The 15,379-nt window shown below is 47.3% G+C and carries 15 protein-coding genes; 4 read left to right on the forward strand and 11 right to left on the reverse strand.

What is annotated here, in order from left to right; all coding sequences use genetic code 11:
• Nucleotides 1–19 precede the first annotated feature (19 nt).
• Nucleotides 20–769 (forward strand): (S)-benzoin forming benzil reductase, encoded by a 750-nt coding sequence (locus tag PSHG_RS13130; protein WP_010273495.1) that lies wholly within the window; start codon nucleotides 20–22, stop codon nucleotides 767–769.
• Nucleotides 770–874: 105 nt separating this feature from the next.
• Here PSHG_RS13130 and PSHG_RS13135 read toward each other — a convergent pair whose 3' ends face one another.
• Nucleotides 875–1,534, reverse strand: coding sequence for an HD domain-containing protein (locus tag PSHG_RS13135; protein ID WP_010273496.1), 660 nt, complete (start codon nucleotides 1,532–1,534; stop codon nucleotides 875–877).
• Nucleotides 1,535–1,568: 34 nt separating this feature from the next.
• Complete coding sequence (locus PSHG_RS13140; protein ID WP_010273498.1) at nucleotides 1,569–1,886, reverse strand: hypothetical protein; 318 nt, start codon at nucleotides 1,884–1,886, stop codon at nucleotides 1,569–1,571.
• 218 nt (nucleotides 1,887–2,104) lie between these two features.
• Here PSHG_RS13140 and PSHG_RS13150 point away from each other — a divergent pair, with 218 nt between their 5' ends.
• Together PSHG_RS13150 and PSHG_RS29395 are read left to right on the forward strand one after the other, a co-directional pair.
• Nucleotides 2,105–2,728, forward strand: a complete 624-nt coding sequence (locus PSHG_RS13150; RefSeq protein ID WP_010273501.1) for an HD domain-containing protein — start codon at nucleotides 2,105–2,107, stop codon at nucleotides 2,726–2,728.
• A 203-nt stretch (nucleotides 2,729–2,931) separates the two neighbouring features.
• On the forward strand, nucleotides 2,932–3,846 hold the full coding sequence (locus PSHG_RS29395) for a stalk domain-containing protein (RefSeq protein WP_010273504.1): 915 nt from the start codon (nucleotides 2,932–2,934) through the stop codon (nucleotides 3,844–3,846).
• A 133-nt stretch (nucleotides 3,847–3,979) separates the two neighbouring features.
• Here PSHG_RS29395 and kapB read toward each other — a convergent pair whose 3' ends face one another.
• The 4 genes from kapB to PSHG_RS13175 all read right to left on the reverse strand — a co-directional run bounded on the left by kapB (nucleotide 3,980) and on the right by PSHG_RS13175 (nucleotide 5,991).
• Nucleotides 3,980–4,390 carry a sporulation phosphorelay system protein KapB gene (gene kapB, locus PSHG_RS13160; protein ID WP_010273505.1) on the reverse strand — a complete coding sequence of 137 codons (411 nt, stop codon included), beginning with the start codon at nucleotides 4,388–4,390 and terminating at the stop codon, nucleotides 3,980–3,982.
• 76 nt (nucleotides 4,391–4,466) lie between these two features.
• Nucleotides 4,467–4,787 carry a thioredoxin family protein gene (locus tag PSHG_RS13165; protein ID WP_010273510.1) on the reverse strand — a complete coding sequence of 107 codons (321 nt, stop codon included), beginning with the start codon at nucleotides 4,785–4,787 and terminating at the stop codon, nucleotides 4,467–4,469.
• The gene (locus PSHG_RS13170; RefSeq protein ID WP_010273511.1) at nucleotides 4,784–5,473 is read right to left on the reverse strand and encodes a DUF6483 family protein; all 690 of its coding nucleotides are present in this window, start codon (nucleotides 5,471–5,473) and stop codon (nucleotides 4,784–4,786) included. The genes PSHG_RS13165 and PSHG_RS13170 overlap by 4 nt, the downstream gene beginning before the upstream one ends.
• A gap of 32 nt (nucleotides 5,474–5,505) precedes the next feature.
• Nucleotides 5,506–5,991, reverse strand: a complete 486-nt coding sequence (locus tag PSHG_RS13175) for a glutathione peroxidase (RefSeq protein ID WP_010273514.1) — start codon at nucleotides 5,989–5,991, stop codon at nucleotides 5,506–5,508.
• 254 nt (nucleotides 5,992–6,245) lie between these two features.
• Between PSHG_RS13175 and PSHG_RS13180 the strand changes: the two genes are divergently transcribed.
• On the forward strand, nucleotides 6,246–6,437 hold the full coding sequence (locus PSHG_RS13180; protein ID WP_010273515.1) for a hypothetical protein: 192 nt from the start codon (nucleotides 6,246–6,248) through the stop codon (nucleotides 6,435–6,437).
• Nucleotides 6,438–6,529: 92 nt separating this feature from the next.
• Here the strand turns inward: PSHG_RS13180 and PSHG_RS13185 are convergent, their stop codons facing one another.
• The 5 genes from PSHG_RS13185 to PSHG_RS13205 form a co-directional block, all read right to left on the reverse strand.
• Nucleotides 6,530–7,510, reverse strand: coding sequence for a hypothetical protein (locus PSHG_RS13185; protein ID WP_010273517.1), 981 nt, complete (start codon nucleotides 7,508–7,510; stop codon nucleotides 6,530–6,532).
• 159 nt (nucleotides 7,511–7,669) lie between these two features.
• Entirely contained in the window at nucleotides 7,670–9,283 is a 1,614-nt protein-coding gene (locus tag PSHG_RS13190) for an ABC-F family ATP-binding cassette domain-containing protein (protein ID WP_010273519.1), read from the reverse strand.
• 184 nt (nucleotides 9,284–9,467) lie between these two features.
• Nucleotides 9,468–11,420, reverse strand: coding sequence for an ABC-F family ATP-binding cassette domain-containing protein (locus PSHG_RS13195; protein WP_010273521.1), 1,953 nt, complete (start codon nucleotides 11,418–11,420; stop codon nucleotides 9,468–9,470).
• 425 nt (nucleotides 11,421–11,845) lie between these two features.
• Complete coding sequence (locus PSHG_RS13200) at nucleotides 11,846–13,405, reverse strand: ABC-F family ATP-binding cassette domain-containing protein (RefSeq protein ID WP_010273523.1); 1,560 nt, start codon at nucleotides 13,403–13,405, stop codon at nucleotides 11,846–11,848.
• Between the two features lie 314 nt (nucleotides 13,406–13,719).
• Nucleotides 13,720–15,357 (reverse strand): DUF6382 domain-containing protein, encoded by a 1,638-nt coding sequence (locus PSHG_RS13205; RefSeq protein WP_010273525.1) that lies wholly within the window; start codon nucleotides 15,355–15,357, stop codon nucleotides 13,720–13,722.
• Between the last annotated feature and the right edge of the window lie 22 nt (nucleotides 15,358–15,379).

Raw genomic sequence — 15,379 nt, forward strand, 5'->3', positions numbered from 1 at the left:
ACGGAGGGAGTGTATTTACGTGAATCTATTTGTAGTTACGGGGGCTTCGAGAGGGCTTGGGCACGCTATAGCCCGCAGGCTTTTACTGCCGGGGAATTATGTAATTGGGCTATCCCGGAGTTCATCAGAGCAATTGAGTAAGGAAGCGTCACTATCAGGAGCCCGCTATGAATCTGTAGAGGTCGATTTAAGTCGTGTGGATTCCTTGGCAGATCAGATGGAACAAATCCTGCAGAAGGCCGCTGTGGAATCATTAAAGAGCGCCTGTCTTATCAATAACGCCGGAGTGCTGTCTCCGACGGGTCCTATTGAAAACGCCCCAGCAGAAGAGATCGCTTACCATATGCAGGTAAACTTGACAGCCCCCATCATCCTGTCTTCTTCCTTTATTCATAATACGGAAGCCTGGGAAGTTCCAAAAACGATTATGAATATTTCGTCCGGCGCCGGCCGGAAGCCTTATTCCGGCTGGAGCAGCTACTGCGCCTCCAAAGCAGGGCTGGATCATTTTACAAGATGTGTCGGGTTGGAGCAGCAGGATAAGCCTTATGGAGTACGCATGATCTCTGTAGCACCAGGAGTCATTGATACCGATATGCAGAGTTATATCCGTTCGCTTAGCGAACAAGATTTTCCCCAAAAAGAAAGGTTCATTCAATTGAAAGAGCAGGGTCAGCTCAGCTCGCCTGAAGATGCGGCGGACAAGCTGCTCAAGCTCTTGAACAGCGGAGATTATGGCCATGGAGACATTCTGGATGTAAGGCAATGAACAGCATAACCATCAGTCCAGATGCCACATCTTCGATGCCGAAAAGGGCATTTTCGGGCATTCCGAAACATATAGATGTTTACTTTCAAACAGAAAAGCCGGCAATTAGCCGGCTCCATTCCATTCCTTATGGAATTGTTCCAAGTATTGAAGCATATATTGATGCCGCTGCTCCGCGATTTCTCGGCCTGTTTGGGTGTTGATCAAATTTTTTAATTTGAGCAGCTTCTCATAAAAATGGTTGATGGCTGTAGTATGTTCAGAACGATATTGCTGAGGGGTCATTTGGTCACGCGGAGGAAGTCCGGGATCATGAATCGGATGGCCTTTGACTCCCGCGTACAAAAACGTGCGGGCAATCGCTATCGCCCCAATCGCATCCAAGCGGTCAGCGTCCTGCACGATCTGTCCTTCTAATGTGCGTAAAGAAGGATTGTTTCCTCCGTTATAAGGCATATAAGTAATAATGTACATAATCGGATTGCTCTGCTCTTCCGGAACCTGCAAATGCTCCAGCCACTGCTTAACCTTATCTAATCCGCTTTGTTTGTCTATGTTTAATTTTTCATCGGCGACATCGTGAAGCAGTGCGGCCATCCGGCACAGGAACAAGTCCCCGCCTTCACGCTCTACCAAATATTCCGTCATTCGCAGCACTCTTTCGATATGCCACCAGTCATGTCCCGTCTTATCTGCGCCCAGCTCTTCCTTAACAAATAATTCGGTACGTCTCAGCCAGTCCTGCTGGCTATTCTCTCTACTCAAAAGTTTGGCCCCCTCGCATTCAGCTAATGTTAAACTACCAATTCCATTTATGATTACCGAGTCCCAGCTTCACAAGCAAGGCATTCCATATGGACATAGATTCACTTTGCAGCGATTCAATGGTACATTCCGAATCGGGCGGGTATTTTAATTCCTCGGCTTTAGATAGTGTCGATTCCCCCAGATTGTTCGTAACATCTGCAGCCTCGAAGCAAACCGGCGTAATATAAAACTTGTGAGTATGCTCCAGAATAACTCTCGTATCTCCAGGCGGATTGACCGGCACTGGTATAACGACTAATGCAATCAGCACTACAAACACCGCAATAAGCAGATAGTGTCCTTTTTTCATTCCATGCTCCACTCCAATATTTATTATCATGATAGGCTGGCGACCGGATTGCGGCCTATCACTCTACCGTTATTTTCAAGGTAGGCGCTACTTTTGTCAACTTTTCCAGGTTTGATTTTTTTGCGCGGCAAATTAAGGTATACTAGTAAAATGAGAAATCTTCTATCTATTACATTTATTCCATCGAATGGATTATCATTATAAAACGGAGGTTCGCCATGCATCCTTTTCTCCAGCCTTTAAGCCGAACATTCGTCCCAACCGGCGATTTACAGCAGGATGTGACTGCTTTTTTATCCGCTAATGGCTGCCCCAATACTGCCCGCCACTCAATAGCCGTGGGCGAACAAGCCCGAAAGCTCGCGCTCCAGTTCGGATTCGACCCGGATCAAGCTGCTGCTGCCGGTTACTTACATGATATTAGCGCGGTATTCCCTAATGCGGAACGGATCGAAGCCGCTGAAGCTCTGCAGATAGATTTGTTAGATGAAGAGTTAATCTTCCCTATGATTATTCATCAGAAACTATCCAAGCCTATGGCCAGAGATCTGTTTAATATACATGATGCGAAGGTGCTCCAGGCTGTAGAATGCCATACCACTTTGCGGGCACATTCATCTAAGCTTGACCGGATCTTGTTTGTGGCAGACAAAATAGCCTGGGATCAAGAGGGGACTCCCCCTTACATAGATGACTTGATGAGCGGATTGGAGCAATCCTTGGAGCATGCCGCCCTCGCCTATCTGAAATTTTTATGGGACCGCAAAGAGCAGCTGAAGGTGCTGCATCCTTGGGCCGAGGCTGGGTATAAGGAGCTGGCCAGCTGCTGCGCTTCACAATAATGGGAGTTAATACAACCCGGCTTGTAGCCCGCATACCCGTATAGTGCCGATTATCTTGGTTAAGGAAGAGGAAAAAGGGTTATAGATTTGGATAGGGCTCCGGATGGTTTGAGCTTTTATGCCTGCATAACCCTGTTCCCGGCTATACAGACGCACCATTTTACTAGTAATAGAGGATTCGTATTTTCGAAAGAGGTATAGACATGAAAAACAAATGGTACAGCACTTTGATCTTTATCCTGTTGGTGACAACCATTCTGGCTCCATTGAGCCATGCCGCACCTGCTCAAACCGTTTCCGTTAACGTGGAAGGCAAGGCTATTACCTTTACTTCCTTGGCACCGGTCCGTACAACGGAAGGCAGAGTTCTCGTGCCTTTAAGAGCACTGGCCGAACGCTTGGGCGGTAAAGTAACCTGGAACAATACGTACCGCTCGGTTGTCGTAGAAACCGCTGATGTATCACTTGAGGTGTCTATCGATTCGGTATATGTGCAAAGAACGCATCTGGACTCATCAGACGTGCCGGTATCACGTGTCGCGAAGCTCGATGCAGCGCCAATTCTGATTAATGAGAACACGTTCATTCCCTTGCGGGCAGTGGCTGAATTTTTAGGTTATACGGTCAAGTGGAATGAACAAACCAAAACAGCTTCCTTAACTTATACCGGACTGGCAGATACCGAGCTATCCTATGTAGAATATCCTTTGCTGGGAGATTCCAAGCAGCTGTCAGCGCCAGAGCTTGATGTCTTTTTTCTGACCAATGAACTGCGTGCCAAACATTCCGCCCCAAAACCGTTAGGCCTGCATGTAGAGCTCAGCAAGGTGGCCCGGGAAAAATCAAAGGATATGAATGACCACCAATACTTCAGTCATACTTCTCCAACCTACGGCACTCCATTTGAAATGATGGAAAGCTTCGGTTTCTATTATAAAGCGGCTGGGGAAAATCTCGCTATGGGTTATCCGACCGCTGCCCGTGCCATACAAGGCTGGGAAGAAAGCCCCGGTCATTTGGATAACATTTTGTCAAACAGCTTTGAATATGTAGGCGTCGGTTATTATAATGGCGATAGTACGTATTGGACCCAGCACTTTTTTACAGGCTTGCCTTAGATCACGGGACAGCTATACCCATAAATATAATTAACATCTTAAAGTCAACACCCAAGAATGTTGAATCTACGGCATTCTTGGGTGTTGATTTTCTATGGTATCGCACTAAAAAACTTCTTTTTGGACAGGCTGTTCATTTAAATGGTTCTTCTGATTCGACTCCGTAATCTTGACTTAGAGCTCTCAGTTCCTGTAAGCACCGCTCGGAAAAGCGAATGGTCTTCTCTAACTGCTCCATTTCCTGTTTTACCGCCTCTTTGAGGGATGTGTGATAGTCTGGAATGCTGCCGGAGTACGGCTTGCACGTTCCAACCGGCATCAGTGCAATCTCTTGAAAGGCCAGTGCTCTTCGCTGGTGAAAAAAAGCGACATCCGGGTTATGGGGAGAATGCAGGTTGCCCTGCTCTGGGTGCTTTACCACCGCTTGAATTTGCACAGCCGCCTTGCTCCGATCCGGATTCCAATCGACAATGGTCCCTAAGTAAACCCCCGTTTTGTATTCAGCAATTACGGTTTGACCGATCTCAAACGAATCCGTTACCACTTTTGTTTCCTCCTGTCGTTCACGTCAATATTTCACTATACAGCCCGCCATGCCGCATGAGCTTCAGCGATGCGCATTAGGCATCCGCGCTCCACGGCTTTAAAAATCGATAAAGCTCATCAACCGCTTGCATCCGATAGAGCATGTCGGTTAAACGTCCCTCGGAAACGATGGCGATACACGGAACCGAACGGATCTCATAGCGCCGGACCAGCTCCGGGGCAAAGTTGATATTGCATTTGAAGAAAGGCAAGCCGCTCAAAGCAGTCTCAGCCACGTGCAGCATTCGTTCAGCCAGTCGGCATGTTCCGCAGAAGGGAGTATGAAAAAAAACGACTGCTGTCCTCCCTGAAGCCAATAAACGATTTTGAATAAATGACTCGGATGCCTCAATCATGTTGGTTCTGCCTCTCTCCTTGCCGCCTGGATAGACTCCAGCTGCTGCAGCGCTTCCAGAACTTCCTCCCGGGGCAGATTGCCTTTTTCCAGAACAAGATCAGGAAGTGACAGCCATCTCTCATACATTGCCATTCCATAAGGGATGGCCGTCTCGCCAGCTTCAGGATGCTCCTTCCATTCAAACCAGTAATCCTCGGCGCGATCATATCTGCCGCTTTCCTCGAAATATTGAGACAGGTCCTTCAGCAGTTGCGGCTCCAGTGTGTAAGGGTGTACTTTCTCAATTAATTGTTCTATTTCCTGATTTGGCTCCAGGTAATCTACTTCCACCTTGCCCTGCCCATGAGCATGGAGAAAGAGCTTTAAAGCTTTATTGTATAGTGGAAAAGCCTGATCGGGACCGGTTTGCAATTCAACGGATTCACCATCCTCGCGCAAAAGCTTGGCGATGAGAATTAGCTTGTCCGCTTCCATCGGCTTGCCGCCAGTCAACAGCTGAATCAAATCCTCTGCAGACAGGCCGCGCACTAACTCGAGACTGATTCCAAGATTGTTCCCCAGCCATTCATCCATTTTGACTTCGATCAGCTCGGTCTTCCGCTGCTTGCGTAACCCTATCATTTGCCCCAGCATATCCGTAAACTGCCAGATCATGCGGACCAAATAATCTCTCTGCATCACCATCGGCTTTTCCCACCTTCCCCTGCTTCACCAAGTTACAGAGCCTTTTGAATAGCCGATACCAGCTCTTCATCTTCGGGCGCTACCTTACTTTCAAAGCGGGCAAGTACTTGTCCCTCGCGAGAAACTAGAAACTTTTCAAAATTCCATTGCACTTCTCTTGCCGACTCAGATTGATTGGTCAGCCAGCTATATAGCGGATGCTGCTTAGGTCCGACAGTGCGAAGCTTCTCAAAAAGCGGAAAGGTAACTCCATAGTTGACCTTGCAAAATTCCTGAATTTCTTCCATTGTCCCCGGCTCCTGAGCGCCAAAATCATTCGACGGGAAAGCAAGAATTTCCAACCCGGATGACCGGTATTGTTTATAAAGCGCCTCAAGTCCTTCATACTGCTTTGTAAATCCGCACTGCGAAGCCACATTAACCACTAATAGCACTTTGCCGCGGTATTCCTCCAAGGTCGCCGGCTGACCATTTGCTTTATTGACCTCAATCTCATATAATGATGAATGCTTACTCATACTAAACGCCTCCTTGATCTAATAATCCTTACAGCCATATCCGGTCTAGTGACCGATCTATGGAAAGCTCTCTATGTACATATATTATACCAAGGATCGCTTTTGAAACCTAACGGGATATAGATGGTTGATGTATTTCAAGGAAAAATCAGGGGACTTTAGCTATATAAAATCTATCCTTCCAGAGGCTGTTGCCACTTAAGGTTCCAACGTTTACAATAGAATAGATATGACTGGATAAGGATGTGAATCTTATGGGGGATTCTAGCAGCAACACACCGAAAAAAATAAGTTTGGCGGATGCAATACGCAATAAGCTGGCTCAACAGAAGCAGGCTCAGCACAACAGCAAGCAGCAGTCCCATCTAAATCAATCCGGCAAAACATTGAAAAGTCAAATGACCAAAAAGGTAAATAACCAGCGCAGGCGTACCGGAGGAAGCTAAGGTTCCACTTTCAGGTTTAGGAAACTTTAAAAACGGCCCTATCCTTTCAGGAAAAGGCCGTTTTTTATATAAGGGCGATTTCGTCAGCTTGTTTATTTCCTTTTGGAGCTCTTCTTCCTGTTCCGTTTGCCAGCCGGCAGCTGCTTCGATAAGGCAGATTGAGCAGTTGTCGTAAATTCTTTAGTTGAATGCTCAGTCGACTGCTTAGTGGATTGCTTATCTGAATGCTTAGTTGAAGGCTTGCCTGACTGCTTGGCTGACTGCTTAGTTGATTGCTTGGTTGATGAATCGGGTGATTGCCCACCCCTGGGAGTCGCGGACTTAACGCTGTCCGACTCCTTTTTCTTTTGTTTACGCATAGCCAAACTAAGCGTTGCTGCCAGGATAAGGACTCCGACAACGATTAGCAGCAAAGGGGCGGCCTGCCTTCCCTCTCTCTCCTTTAGCTGTGCTATTGCTTCTGAAGCCGGAATCAGCTGCGCTCGATCAGAGATTGCTGTATCCTGCTCCCCTGCATCAGGATGCACCGGAAGCGAATGCTCTATGCCTTGCAAATTAGCTACAATATATCGGCTGCTGCCGTCTCTCACGATATATGGGCGGTCTTCCGTCCTCTCTCCAGCAGTCCACTCTTCAAACAATTTCAGCTGCTGCGCAAAGTAAAGTGAGGTTCCCCCAAAACCTAACGCTTCCCACTGGCCGCTCTGCTCATTTTTGCCGACGGAAAGAAAGGATCTCGGTTCACTGTCATACAGCACAATAAATTCCCACTCTTCGGACAAATCAGAAAGAGCTAACAAAGAATCGGCGTTGCTCTCCTGCCATAGTTTATCCATATTCAAGCTGTACACCTGGTGGCCATCACCGAGCGTGAGCAAGTTGGCTTCTTCCGGTTCCTCAAAACCATATTCCTTCGGTCTGTCCGTGACATATTCTCGATATAGGTTTAAAGCTTCTTCCGCTGCTGCCATGACTTCGTCCGGGACCGAGTTATTTCGCCCCTCTGCCAGAGCTGCTGTAGACAAACTGACACCGAATAGTAGTACCATTATGAGCTGCAACCATCGTTTCATATCCGTTCCCCTTACTCTTTTTCTACTAATAGCCTCTCTCATTATACCAAAAGGAGCAGCGGGAAATTGTGAACACTGTGTGCGCGAATGCGAAAAACGCTTATCCCGCAGCGCCTGCCGTGGAATAAGCGTAATCTCTTTGATGGGATAGGGCTCTAGCTATCCGATAAGCTGTTCACGCTGCTTTTGGATGTCGGGATGCTCGAGGTATTCATCGTAGCTGATCTGCTTGTCAATGATTCCATTAGGAGTAATTTCAATGATGCGATTGGCTATCGTTTGCAGGAATTGGTGGTCATGGGAAACGAACAGCATCGTACCATCGAAATCAATCAATCCGTTATTAAGCGCGGTGATGGATTCCAAATCCAGGTGGTTCGTCGGCTCGTCGAGCAGCAAAACATTGGCTCCGGACAGCATCATTTTGGAGAACATGCAGCGTACTTTTTCTCCCCCCGAAAGCACACTGGATTTCTTCAGCGCCTCTTCACCGGAGAACAGCATCCGGCCTAAAAATCCGCGAATAAACGATTCGTCCTGATCTTTGGAATATTGTCTTAACCAGTCGATGAGTGACAAATCATTTTGGAAATAGGATGAATTGTCCTTCGGAAAATAAGCCTGAGAAGTGGTTACTCCCCACGAATAGGTTCCCTCATCCGGTTCCATTTCGCCCATAAGAATTTGGAATAATGCCGTTTTGGCATTGCCATACGGACCAACTAGGGCAATTTTGTCCCCTTTATTGACGACAAAGCTGATGTTATTCAGCAGCTTCTCGCCATCAATCGTTTTGCTGATGCCTTCGACAGTAAGCAGCTGCTTGCCTGCTTCCCGTTCCGGCTTGAAATGGATGTAAGGATATTTGCGGGAGGAAGGCTTAATGTCCTCTATGGTCAGCTTCTCCAGCATTTTTTTACGCGAAGTTGCCTGCTTGGATTTGGATGCGTTGGCGCTAAACCTTTGAATAAACGCCTCGAGCTCCTTTTTCTTTTCTTCGGCTTTTTTATTTGCTTCTTTAGCCAGCTTCAAAGCCAATTGACTCGATTCGTACCAGAAATCATAGTTCCCTACATACATTTGGATCTTACCGAAGTCGATGTCGGCAATATGGGTACAAACCTGATTCAGAAAATGCCTGTCATGGGATACGACAATGACCGTGCCCTCATAATCGGCCAAGAAGTTTTCCAGCCAGCGGATCGCTTCCAGATTCAAGTGGTTGGTAGGCTCATCCAGCAGTAAAATATGAGGATTGCCAAACAATGCCTGAGCCAGCAAAACGCGAACCTTTTCATTACCGCTCAGCTCTTTCATTTTTTGATCATGCAAATCTCGAGGAATACCCAAATTAATGAGCAGCTCGGCCGCATCGGATTCCGCTTCCCATCCGTTAAGCTCCTGGAACTCGCCTTCAAGCTCTGCTGCTTTCATGCCATCCTCTTCGGAAAAGTCCGGCTTCGCATAAATAGCGTCCTTCTCTTCCATAATTTCAAACAGACGGGCGTGGCCCATGATGACTGTTTTCAAAACTTCCACTTCGTCATATTCAAAATGGTTCTGCTTCAATACTGCAATCCGCTCGCCGGGTGTCACATGGACTTCCCCGCTGGTCGGTTCAATTTCGCCAGACAAAATTTTAAGAAAGGTCGACTTTCCGGCGCCGTTAGCTCCGATCAAGCCGTAGCAGTTCCCTGGGGTAAATTTAATATTAACGTCTTCGAACAGTGCCCGGCTGCCGTAACGCAGACTGATATTACTCGTACTAATCATGAATATAAACCTCCGCTTTCCATACTTTCTGGCATACAGTAGACGAAGGGCTATCCCGCATATTAAGGAATAGCCTTCCTGCTGTCTCTTGGGCTTCGCCATTGTCATTCGCCTTTACTCGCGGTATGCCGCTAGCCAGAAACACTGTAATCTATCATAACATAACCGCCTAAGGAAAGGAATGTTAGGGTGACTCCAACTGCTCCACAAGCTCGGACAGCACCGTCCAGCGCTCCATCTTTTGCTCCAGCTGCTCAGTCAGTTTGCGTTCCTCTTCAAACAATGTCTGTACCCGGTCGTAGTCACTGGCGGCTTCCGCAATTTGCTGCTGAATTGTGGATAGCTGCTGTTCCAGGTGGGCAATATCTTCCTCAATACGATCCCATTCCTTCTGATCGTTGTAGGAGAGCTTGCGAGGCCGGCGCTTGGGCTTTGTATGATCAGCATCGTCTACGTCAGTCTTTCCGCTATCCTTAGGATTACTGGAATTATTGGAGAATCGGTTCTTCTCTTTGTTCCATTCCTGCTCGCGCTCAAGCTCTTCCCGTCTGAGCTCCAAATAATCGGTATAGTTGCCGAGGTAAGAGCGAATCCGGCCTTCACCCTCAAATGCCAGCAGTTTATTAGCCGTCCGATCCAAAAAGTAGCGGTCGTGGGATACCGTAATGACTACACCCGGAAAGTGCTCAAGATAATCTTCCAGCACCGATAAAGTTTCTACATCCAAATCGTTGGTCGGCTCATCCAGCAGCAGCACATTCGGCTCCCCCATTAACGTACGCAGCAGGTACAATCTTCGCTTTTCACCACCGGAAAGCTTGCCGATCGGAGTCCAATGCGAGGATGAAGGGAACAAAAAGCGCTCCAGCATTTGCGAAGCCGTAACCGTTGAGCCGTCGCTTGTCCGAACGCGCTCAGCCCCTTCTTTAATATAATCGAGCACTCTCATAGAGGGGTCCATATGGAGGCTTTCCTGTGTATAATAAGCGATTTGAACAGTTGCACCGCTCTCTATATGTCCTTCCGTTGGCTGCAGCCGTCCTGCCAATAAATTAAGCAAGGTGGATTTGCCGCTGCCATTGGGCCCAATTATGCCTAAGCGGTCATGAGGAATAACAACTGTACTAAAGGAATCGATAAGAGCACGGTCTTCGATCCGGTAAGAGAGGTTTTCGATTTCAAAAACCTTCTTCCCTAGACGGGAAGCTGCAACCGATACTTCAAATCCAGCCGATGTTCTCTCGGGCTCTTGCTCCATTAACGTCTCAGCCCGTTGAATTCTGGCTTTCTGCTTCGTGGTTCTTGCTTTGGCTCCCCGCTGCAGCCATGCAAGCTCACGTCTCAGTAAATTTCTTCGTTTATCCTCCATCGAAGCTTCAATCTCTTCACGTGCTGCTTTCTTCTCCAGATAAACAGCGTAGTTTCCATCGTATTCATACAGCTTGCCGCGATTCAGTTCAAAAATCCGGGTCGTGACCCTATCCAGGAAATAGCGGTCGTGAGTAACAAGCAGCAGAGCATTGCCCATCTTGGCCAGAAACTGCTCCAGCCATTCCACCGTTTCGTTGTCGATATGGTTAGTCGGCTCATCCAAGATGAGCAAATCAGCCGGCTGAATCAAGGCTCCCGCTAGAGCTACCCGCTTTCTCTGGCCCCCGGAGAGCGAGGAGATTTGCTGATGATACTGGGTGATGCCGAGCTTCGATAAAATCGTCTTGGCCTGGGTTACGGCATCCCAGGCATTCAAGGCATCCATACGGGACTGGGCCTCAAAGAGGCGGGATTGCTTGTAAGCGTCATCCGGGGCTTTCTCCAGTTCCGCTAATGCGATTTCATAATCCTTGACAGCCTTCATTAAGGGATTGTCGCCTTTGAATACATTATCCAGTACGGAAGAAGCCTCTTCAAACAATGGATTTTGCGGCAGATACTCGATCCGGTAATGATTGGAATGAACAACCTGACCGGATTCAGCAGGCTCCAATCCGGCTACGATTTTAAGCAGCGAGGATTTACCCGTACCGTTAACTCCAATAAGTCCAATTCTTTGCTTCTCCGTAATGACAAAGGAAATATCGTTAAATAAAGTTTTGTCCCCATAGCTCTTTGATAAATGCTCTACCGTTAAAATACTCATAAAGATGACCCCCGTGTTCCTGATGTCCTCTCTGAGGAAAGTCTCCTTTGGATACTACACGCTTTCCCCCAGGTTTTCAACTGGAAGAGGGGCCTCGTTTACGATTCCATAGAAAAAACTGCTGATCCGCAGCAGTTAACCTGCAAATCAGCAGTTAACCTGCAAATTGCGCTAAAAGTTAGCTGAATACAATATGTCAAAAGAGTTCGTAAACCTCTTTTGCTTCACCTGCGTCAGCACCCCTTCACCCATCTCGCTTACTGTGGGCCTAAGCGGCGGCCTCAAGTTGACTATACAACAAAAACGGGGCGACCAGTCGTCAGCTTTCACTGACTTTCTGAACAGCCCCTTCGTTGTTTATTGAGATAAATCTGTGGTCATGGCGTCTATTCTTAATAAAATTCTTAACATAGGATCTGTGGTTTTCACGACAATGATTCCTGCTGAGACCATTCCTCTACATTCCAAACCTTGCTGACCCAGTCTTCGTAAAAATCAGGCTCGTGGCATACCAATAGGATGGTGCCTTTGTATTCCTTAAGCGCTCTCCTCATCTCTTCCTTGGCAGATACATCAAGATGGTTGGTCGGCTCATCAAACAGTATCCAATTGCTTTCCCGCATAAACAGCTTGCATAACCGGACCTTAGCCTGTTCGCCACCGCTCAGCATATTCATTGGCCGGGTGATATGCTCATTTTTCAACCCACAGCGGGCAAGAGCAGCCCGGACCTCATGCTGATTCAAATGGGGGAATTCATTCCAAACATCATCAATAGGAGTGATGGAGCCTGGCTTTAGCTCCTGCTCAAAGTAGGCCGGGTATAAGTAATCACCGAGATATGTTTTTCCACTAAGTGGCGGGATTTTGCCCAAAATCGTTTTTAGCAGAGTCGATTTCCCTACCCCGTTACAGCCAACAATGGCAATTTTCTCTCCTCTCTCTATAGTCATGGAGAGTTTCGGCAGCAGGGGGGCGGAATAGCCGATTTCCATTTGCTCAGCTTCGAATACGACCCGACCGCTTGCCCGTGCTTCTTTAATAATAAAGGTCGGCTTGGCCGCTTCTTCCGGACGGTCTATCCGCTCAAGCCGCTCCAATTGTTTCTGACGGCTCTTGGCGCGCCCGGATGTAGAATAGCGAGCCTTGTTGCGCTGGATGAAATCCTCCTGCTTTTTAATATATTCCTGCTGCTTCTCGTATGCTTCGATATGCTGGTTTTTGTTAATCTCCGCCATCTGCAAGAACTTCTCATAGTTCGCTGTGTAACGGGTCAGCTTGGCAAATTCCAAGTGATAAATTACCTGAACAACCTTGTTCATAAACTCCGTATCATGCGAGATCAAGATAAAAGCATATGGATAATCCTTCAAGTAGTTAGTAAGCCACTCAATATGCTCTACATCCAGATAGTTCGTCGGCTCATCCAGCAGCAGGACGGTAGGCTGCTCCAGCAGCAGCTTGGCCAGCAGCACTTTTGTTCGTTGTCCTCCGCTCAGACTGGCAACATCCCGGTCCAACCCGATCGCATCCAGGCCAAGCCCGTTGGCCATTTCCTCCACTTTAACGTCGAGCAAATAAAAGCCGCTGTGTTCCAGCCTTTCCTGGATCGTTCCCATATCCTCCAGCAGCCGCTCAAGCTCTTCAGGAGAGGCCTCCGCCATTTTTTCTGTAATGGCCATCATTTCTTTTTCCTGCTCAAACAACGGCAAAAAAGCGTCCTTAAGCACATCCCGGATAGTCTTGCCTGGAGTCAGCTTCGTATGCTGATCCAAGTATCCGTAACGGACATTAGGCGTCCACTCTACCTTTCCCGTATCCTTAAGCACTTGTCCGGTTAATATGTTCATCAAAGTGGATTTTCCCACACCGTTCGCACCAACTAATCCAACATGCTCTCCCGGCAGCAAACGGAAAGAGACATTTTTAAACAATACTCGGTCGCCGAAGCTGTGACTAAGCTGCTCTACACTTAAAAGACTCATAACGCTTCATCGTTCTCCTATCTAAATCGATACACTTTAGTCCCACATCGTCTGGGCTCAATGAAAGCTGTTCCGAACATGGTTGACTCCAACCGGTCTATAACTATTCATCGTGTATACGGCTTAATGATTCTATTCATTATAGCATCAAACACAGTGAACAGAAAACGCCGTTTTTTTAAAACTATATATTAGCACGCTGCGATGAAATTGGCTCGAGGTTAGTTACTTGCTGCCCTTGCCGAACTATATATTATTCGATTTCTTTTCTTGTGCTTCCACCAAAGATAATCGTTTTTGTTGATAACAGTATGCTATAGACTGGGCCTTATAAATTTGGCCTTTACTTCCGCATAGCGAATTTCGTCTTGGTCCTTCAATTCATACTCCTGATAGGGAATTAATTGCTCACCGTTTAAGTAGCTCCCGTTTTTAGAGCCCAGATCTTTAATATAAATCGTGGCATGACTCTCGTCCAGGATGAATTCAAGGTGAATTCGTGATACTCCTACAGTCGAATCGGTGAAATGCACACCCTCCCGGTTTCTCCCTATGCGAAAAGGATACTCAGATATAGGCAGCCTTTCTGTGACGTCAGCTCGTTCTATCTCCAGGATAGGCTGCAAAAATGATTCTTCCTGTTCCAGGAAAGGATCAGCCAGGCTTGTCGTCGCATCCTGGGGCACCAGCAAAGTCGTCTGCTGCGCTAAGGAAGCATAGTAATCCTGCTGCCTTTTTATTTGAGGGAATATATTATCCGAGCGGCTTTCTTCTGCTGCTTGCCCAAGATTATCCCCTGCTTGATCTTGTTCCTGCAGCATCGCAACTCGAGACGCGGCCCACTCTTCCACCGAGATGGCCTGATTGGAGCTGCCGGGCTCTGGTGAATGCTGACGCGGGCTTTTCCGCCCCGCAGGATCCTGATTTTCAAAATCTGCTTGATTATTTTGGACGGCAGCAGAATGATTAGGCTCAGAAGGAAGAGCCTGCACGGCAGCCGCAGTCTGAAACAGATCCCGATTCAGCAGCCCTTTGACATGAAGGACGTAGAGGAAATCCAGCCCCAGCAGCGTAACACCTAAGCATATATACATCAGAGCATCCTGTGGATCGCTCAAGTAATAAGACCAGCTAACGAGCATGAAAATTGCCGCAGCTGCAAAAAGGGCCCGAATTATTTTCAAATTATGCGCTTCATCAGAGATGTCAGCAGCTTGCACATCATTCACTGTATCGAATGAGGAAGCCTCCTGGAGAGGCAGAGGATTGACGTTATTGGAGGTCACATTCATCACATTCATATTTTCTTCAGCTCGACCTGGAACTCTTTCCTCCCCCCGTGAATGAGATTTTTGTACAGTCATGGCTACTTCTAACTCTCGCTTGAATTCCCGCAAGCTAAAACTTATCTCATTAGTTAACAGGGCCCTAACAGCTTTCCACTGCGCATCAGGTACGATAGAGCTGACCCTCACCAAACTATCAATAAGGGTAACCAAATCTTGCTGCACTGTACCCTTTCCAGGCAGTTCTAGCAAGGGTATATAGATAAGCCGCAGCCGGCTAAAATCTGTAACATCTTGTCCAATAAATATATAGTTAGCCCGTAAAATAAAACGGTGTTCATTTAACATATAAATCCGGCTATCTTCCAGTATCTGAACAAGGGCATATAGGATTTCATAAAGCACACGGTTGGTTAAATCTATCTCTGCTAGTGCCTGCTGCAGCGTTTTCCCGGATGGAAGGCGGTAACGCAAACGAATACAAAAATCTTTTTCTTCAAACTCGACTGGCAGCACCCCCGGCACGTCATAATTCTCCAGCATTCTTTTCTCCACATAAACCATATCTTCCTTAACTAGCGGCGAATCGCTCCGCGAGAAAACCAAATCTGCCTCCGGCTCCAGCTCCTTATTGACTTGCAGCCCATACAACTCTTTAGTAATCATTCATTTCCTCGCTCCTCTCTTT

The sequence above is a fragment of the Paenibacillus senegalensis JC66 genome (assembly GCF_000285515.1).
GTDB lineage: Bacteria > Bacillota > Bacilli > Paenibacillales > NBRC-103111 > Paenibacillus_L > Paenibacillus_L senegalensis.

Bases quoted from the DNA above. Each gene is read 5' to 3' on its own strand.
- PSHG_RS13140 (WP_010273498.1), bottom strand. From the start codon at position 1,886: ATGAAAAAAGGACACTATCTGCTTATTGCGGTGTTTGTAGTGCTGATT.
- PSHG_RS13150 (WP_010273501.1), top strand. From the start codon at position 2,105: ATGCATCCTTTTCTCCAGCCTTTAAGCCGAACATTCGTCCCAACCGGC.
- PSHG_RS29395 (WP_010273504.1), top strand. From the start codon at position 2,932: ATGAAAAACAAATGGTACAGCACTTTGATCTTTATCCTGTTGGTGACA.
- PSHG_RS13165 (WP_010273510.1), bottom strand. From the start codon at position 4,787: ATGATTGAGGCATCCGAGTCATTTATTCAAAATCGTTTATTGGCTTCA.
- PSHG_RS13170 (WP_010273511.1), bottom strand. From the start codon at position 5,473: ATGGTGATGCAGAGAGATTATTTGGTCCGCATGATCTGGCAGTTTACG.
- PSHG_RS13175 (WP_010273514.1), bottom strand. From the start codon at position 5,991: ATGAGTAAGCATTCATCATTATATGAGATTGAGGTCAATAAAGCAAAT.
- PSHG_RS13180 (WP_010273515.1), top strand. From the start codon at position 6,246: ATGGGGGATTCTAGCAGCAACACACCGAAAAAAATAAGTTTGGCGGAT.
- PSHG_RS13185 (WP_010273517.1), bottom strand. From the start codon at position 7,510: ATGAAACGATGGTTGCAGCTCATAATGGTACTACTATTCGGTGTCAGT.
- PSHG_RS13190 (WP_010273519.1), bottom strand. From the start codon at position 9,283: ATGATTAGTACGAGTAATATCAGTCTGCGTTACGGCAGCCGGGCACTG.
- PSHG_RS13195 (WP_010273521.1), bottom strand. From the start codon at position 11,420: ATGAGTATTTTAACGGTAGAGCATTTATCAAAGAGCTATGGGGACAAA.
- PSHG_RS13200 (WP_010273523.1), bottom strand. From the start codon at position 13,405: ATGAGTCTTTTAAGTGTAGAGCAGCTTAGTCACAGCTTCGGCGACCGA.
- PSHG_RS13205 (WP_010273525.1), bottom strand. From the start codon at position 15,357: ATGATTACTAAAGAGTTGTATGGGCTGCAAGTCAATAAGGAGCTGGAG.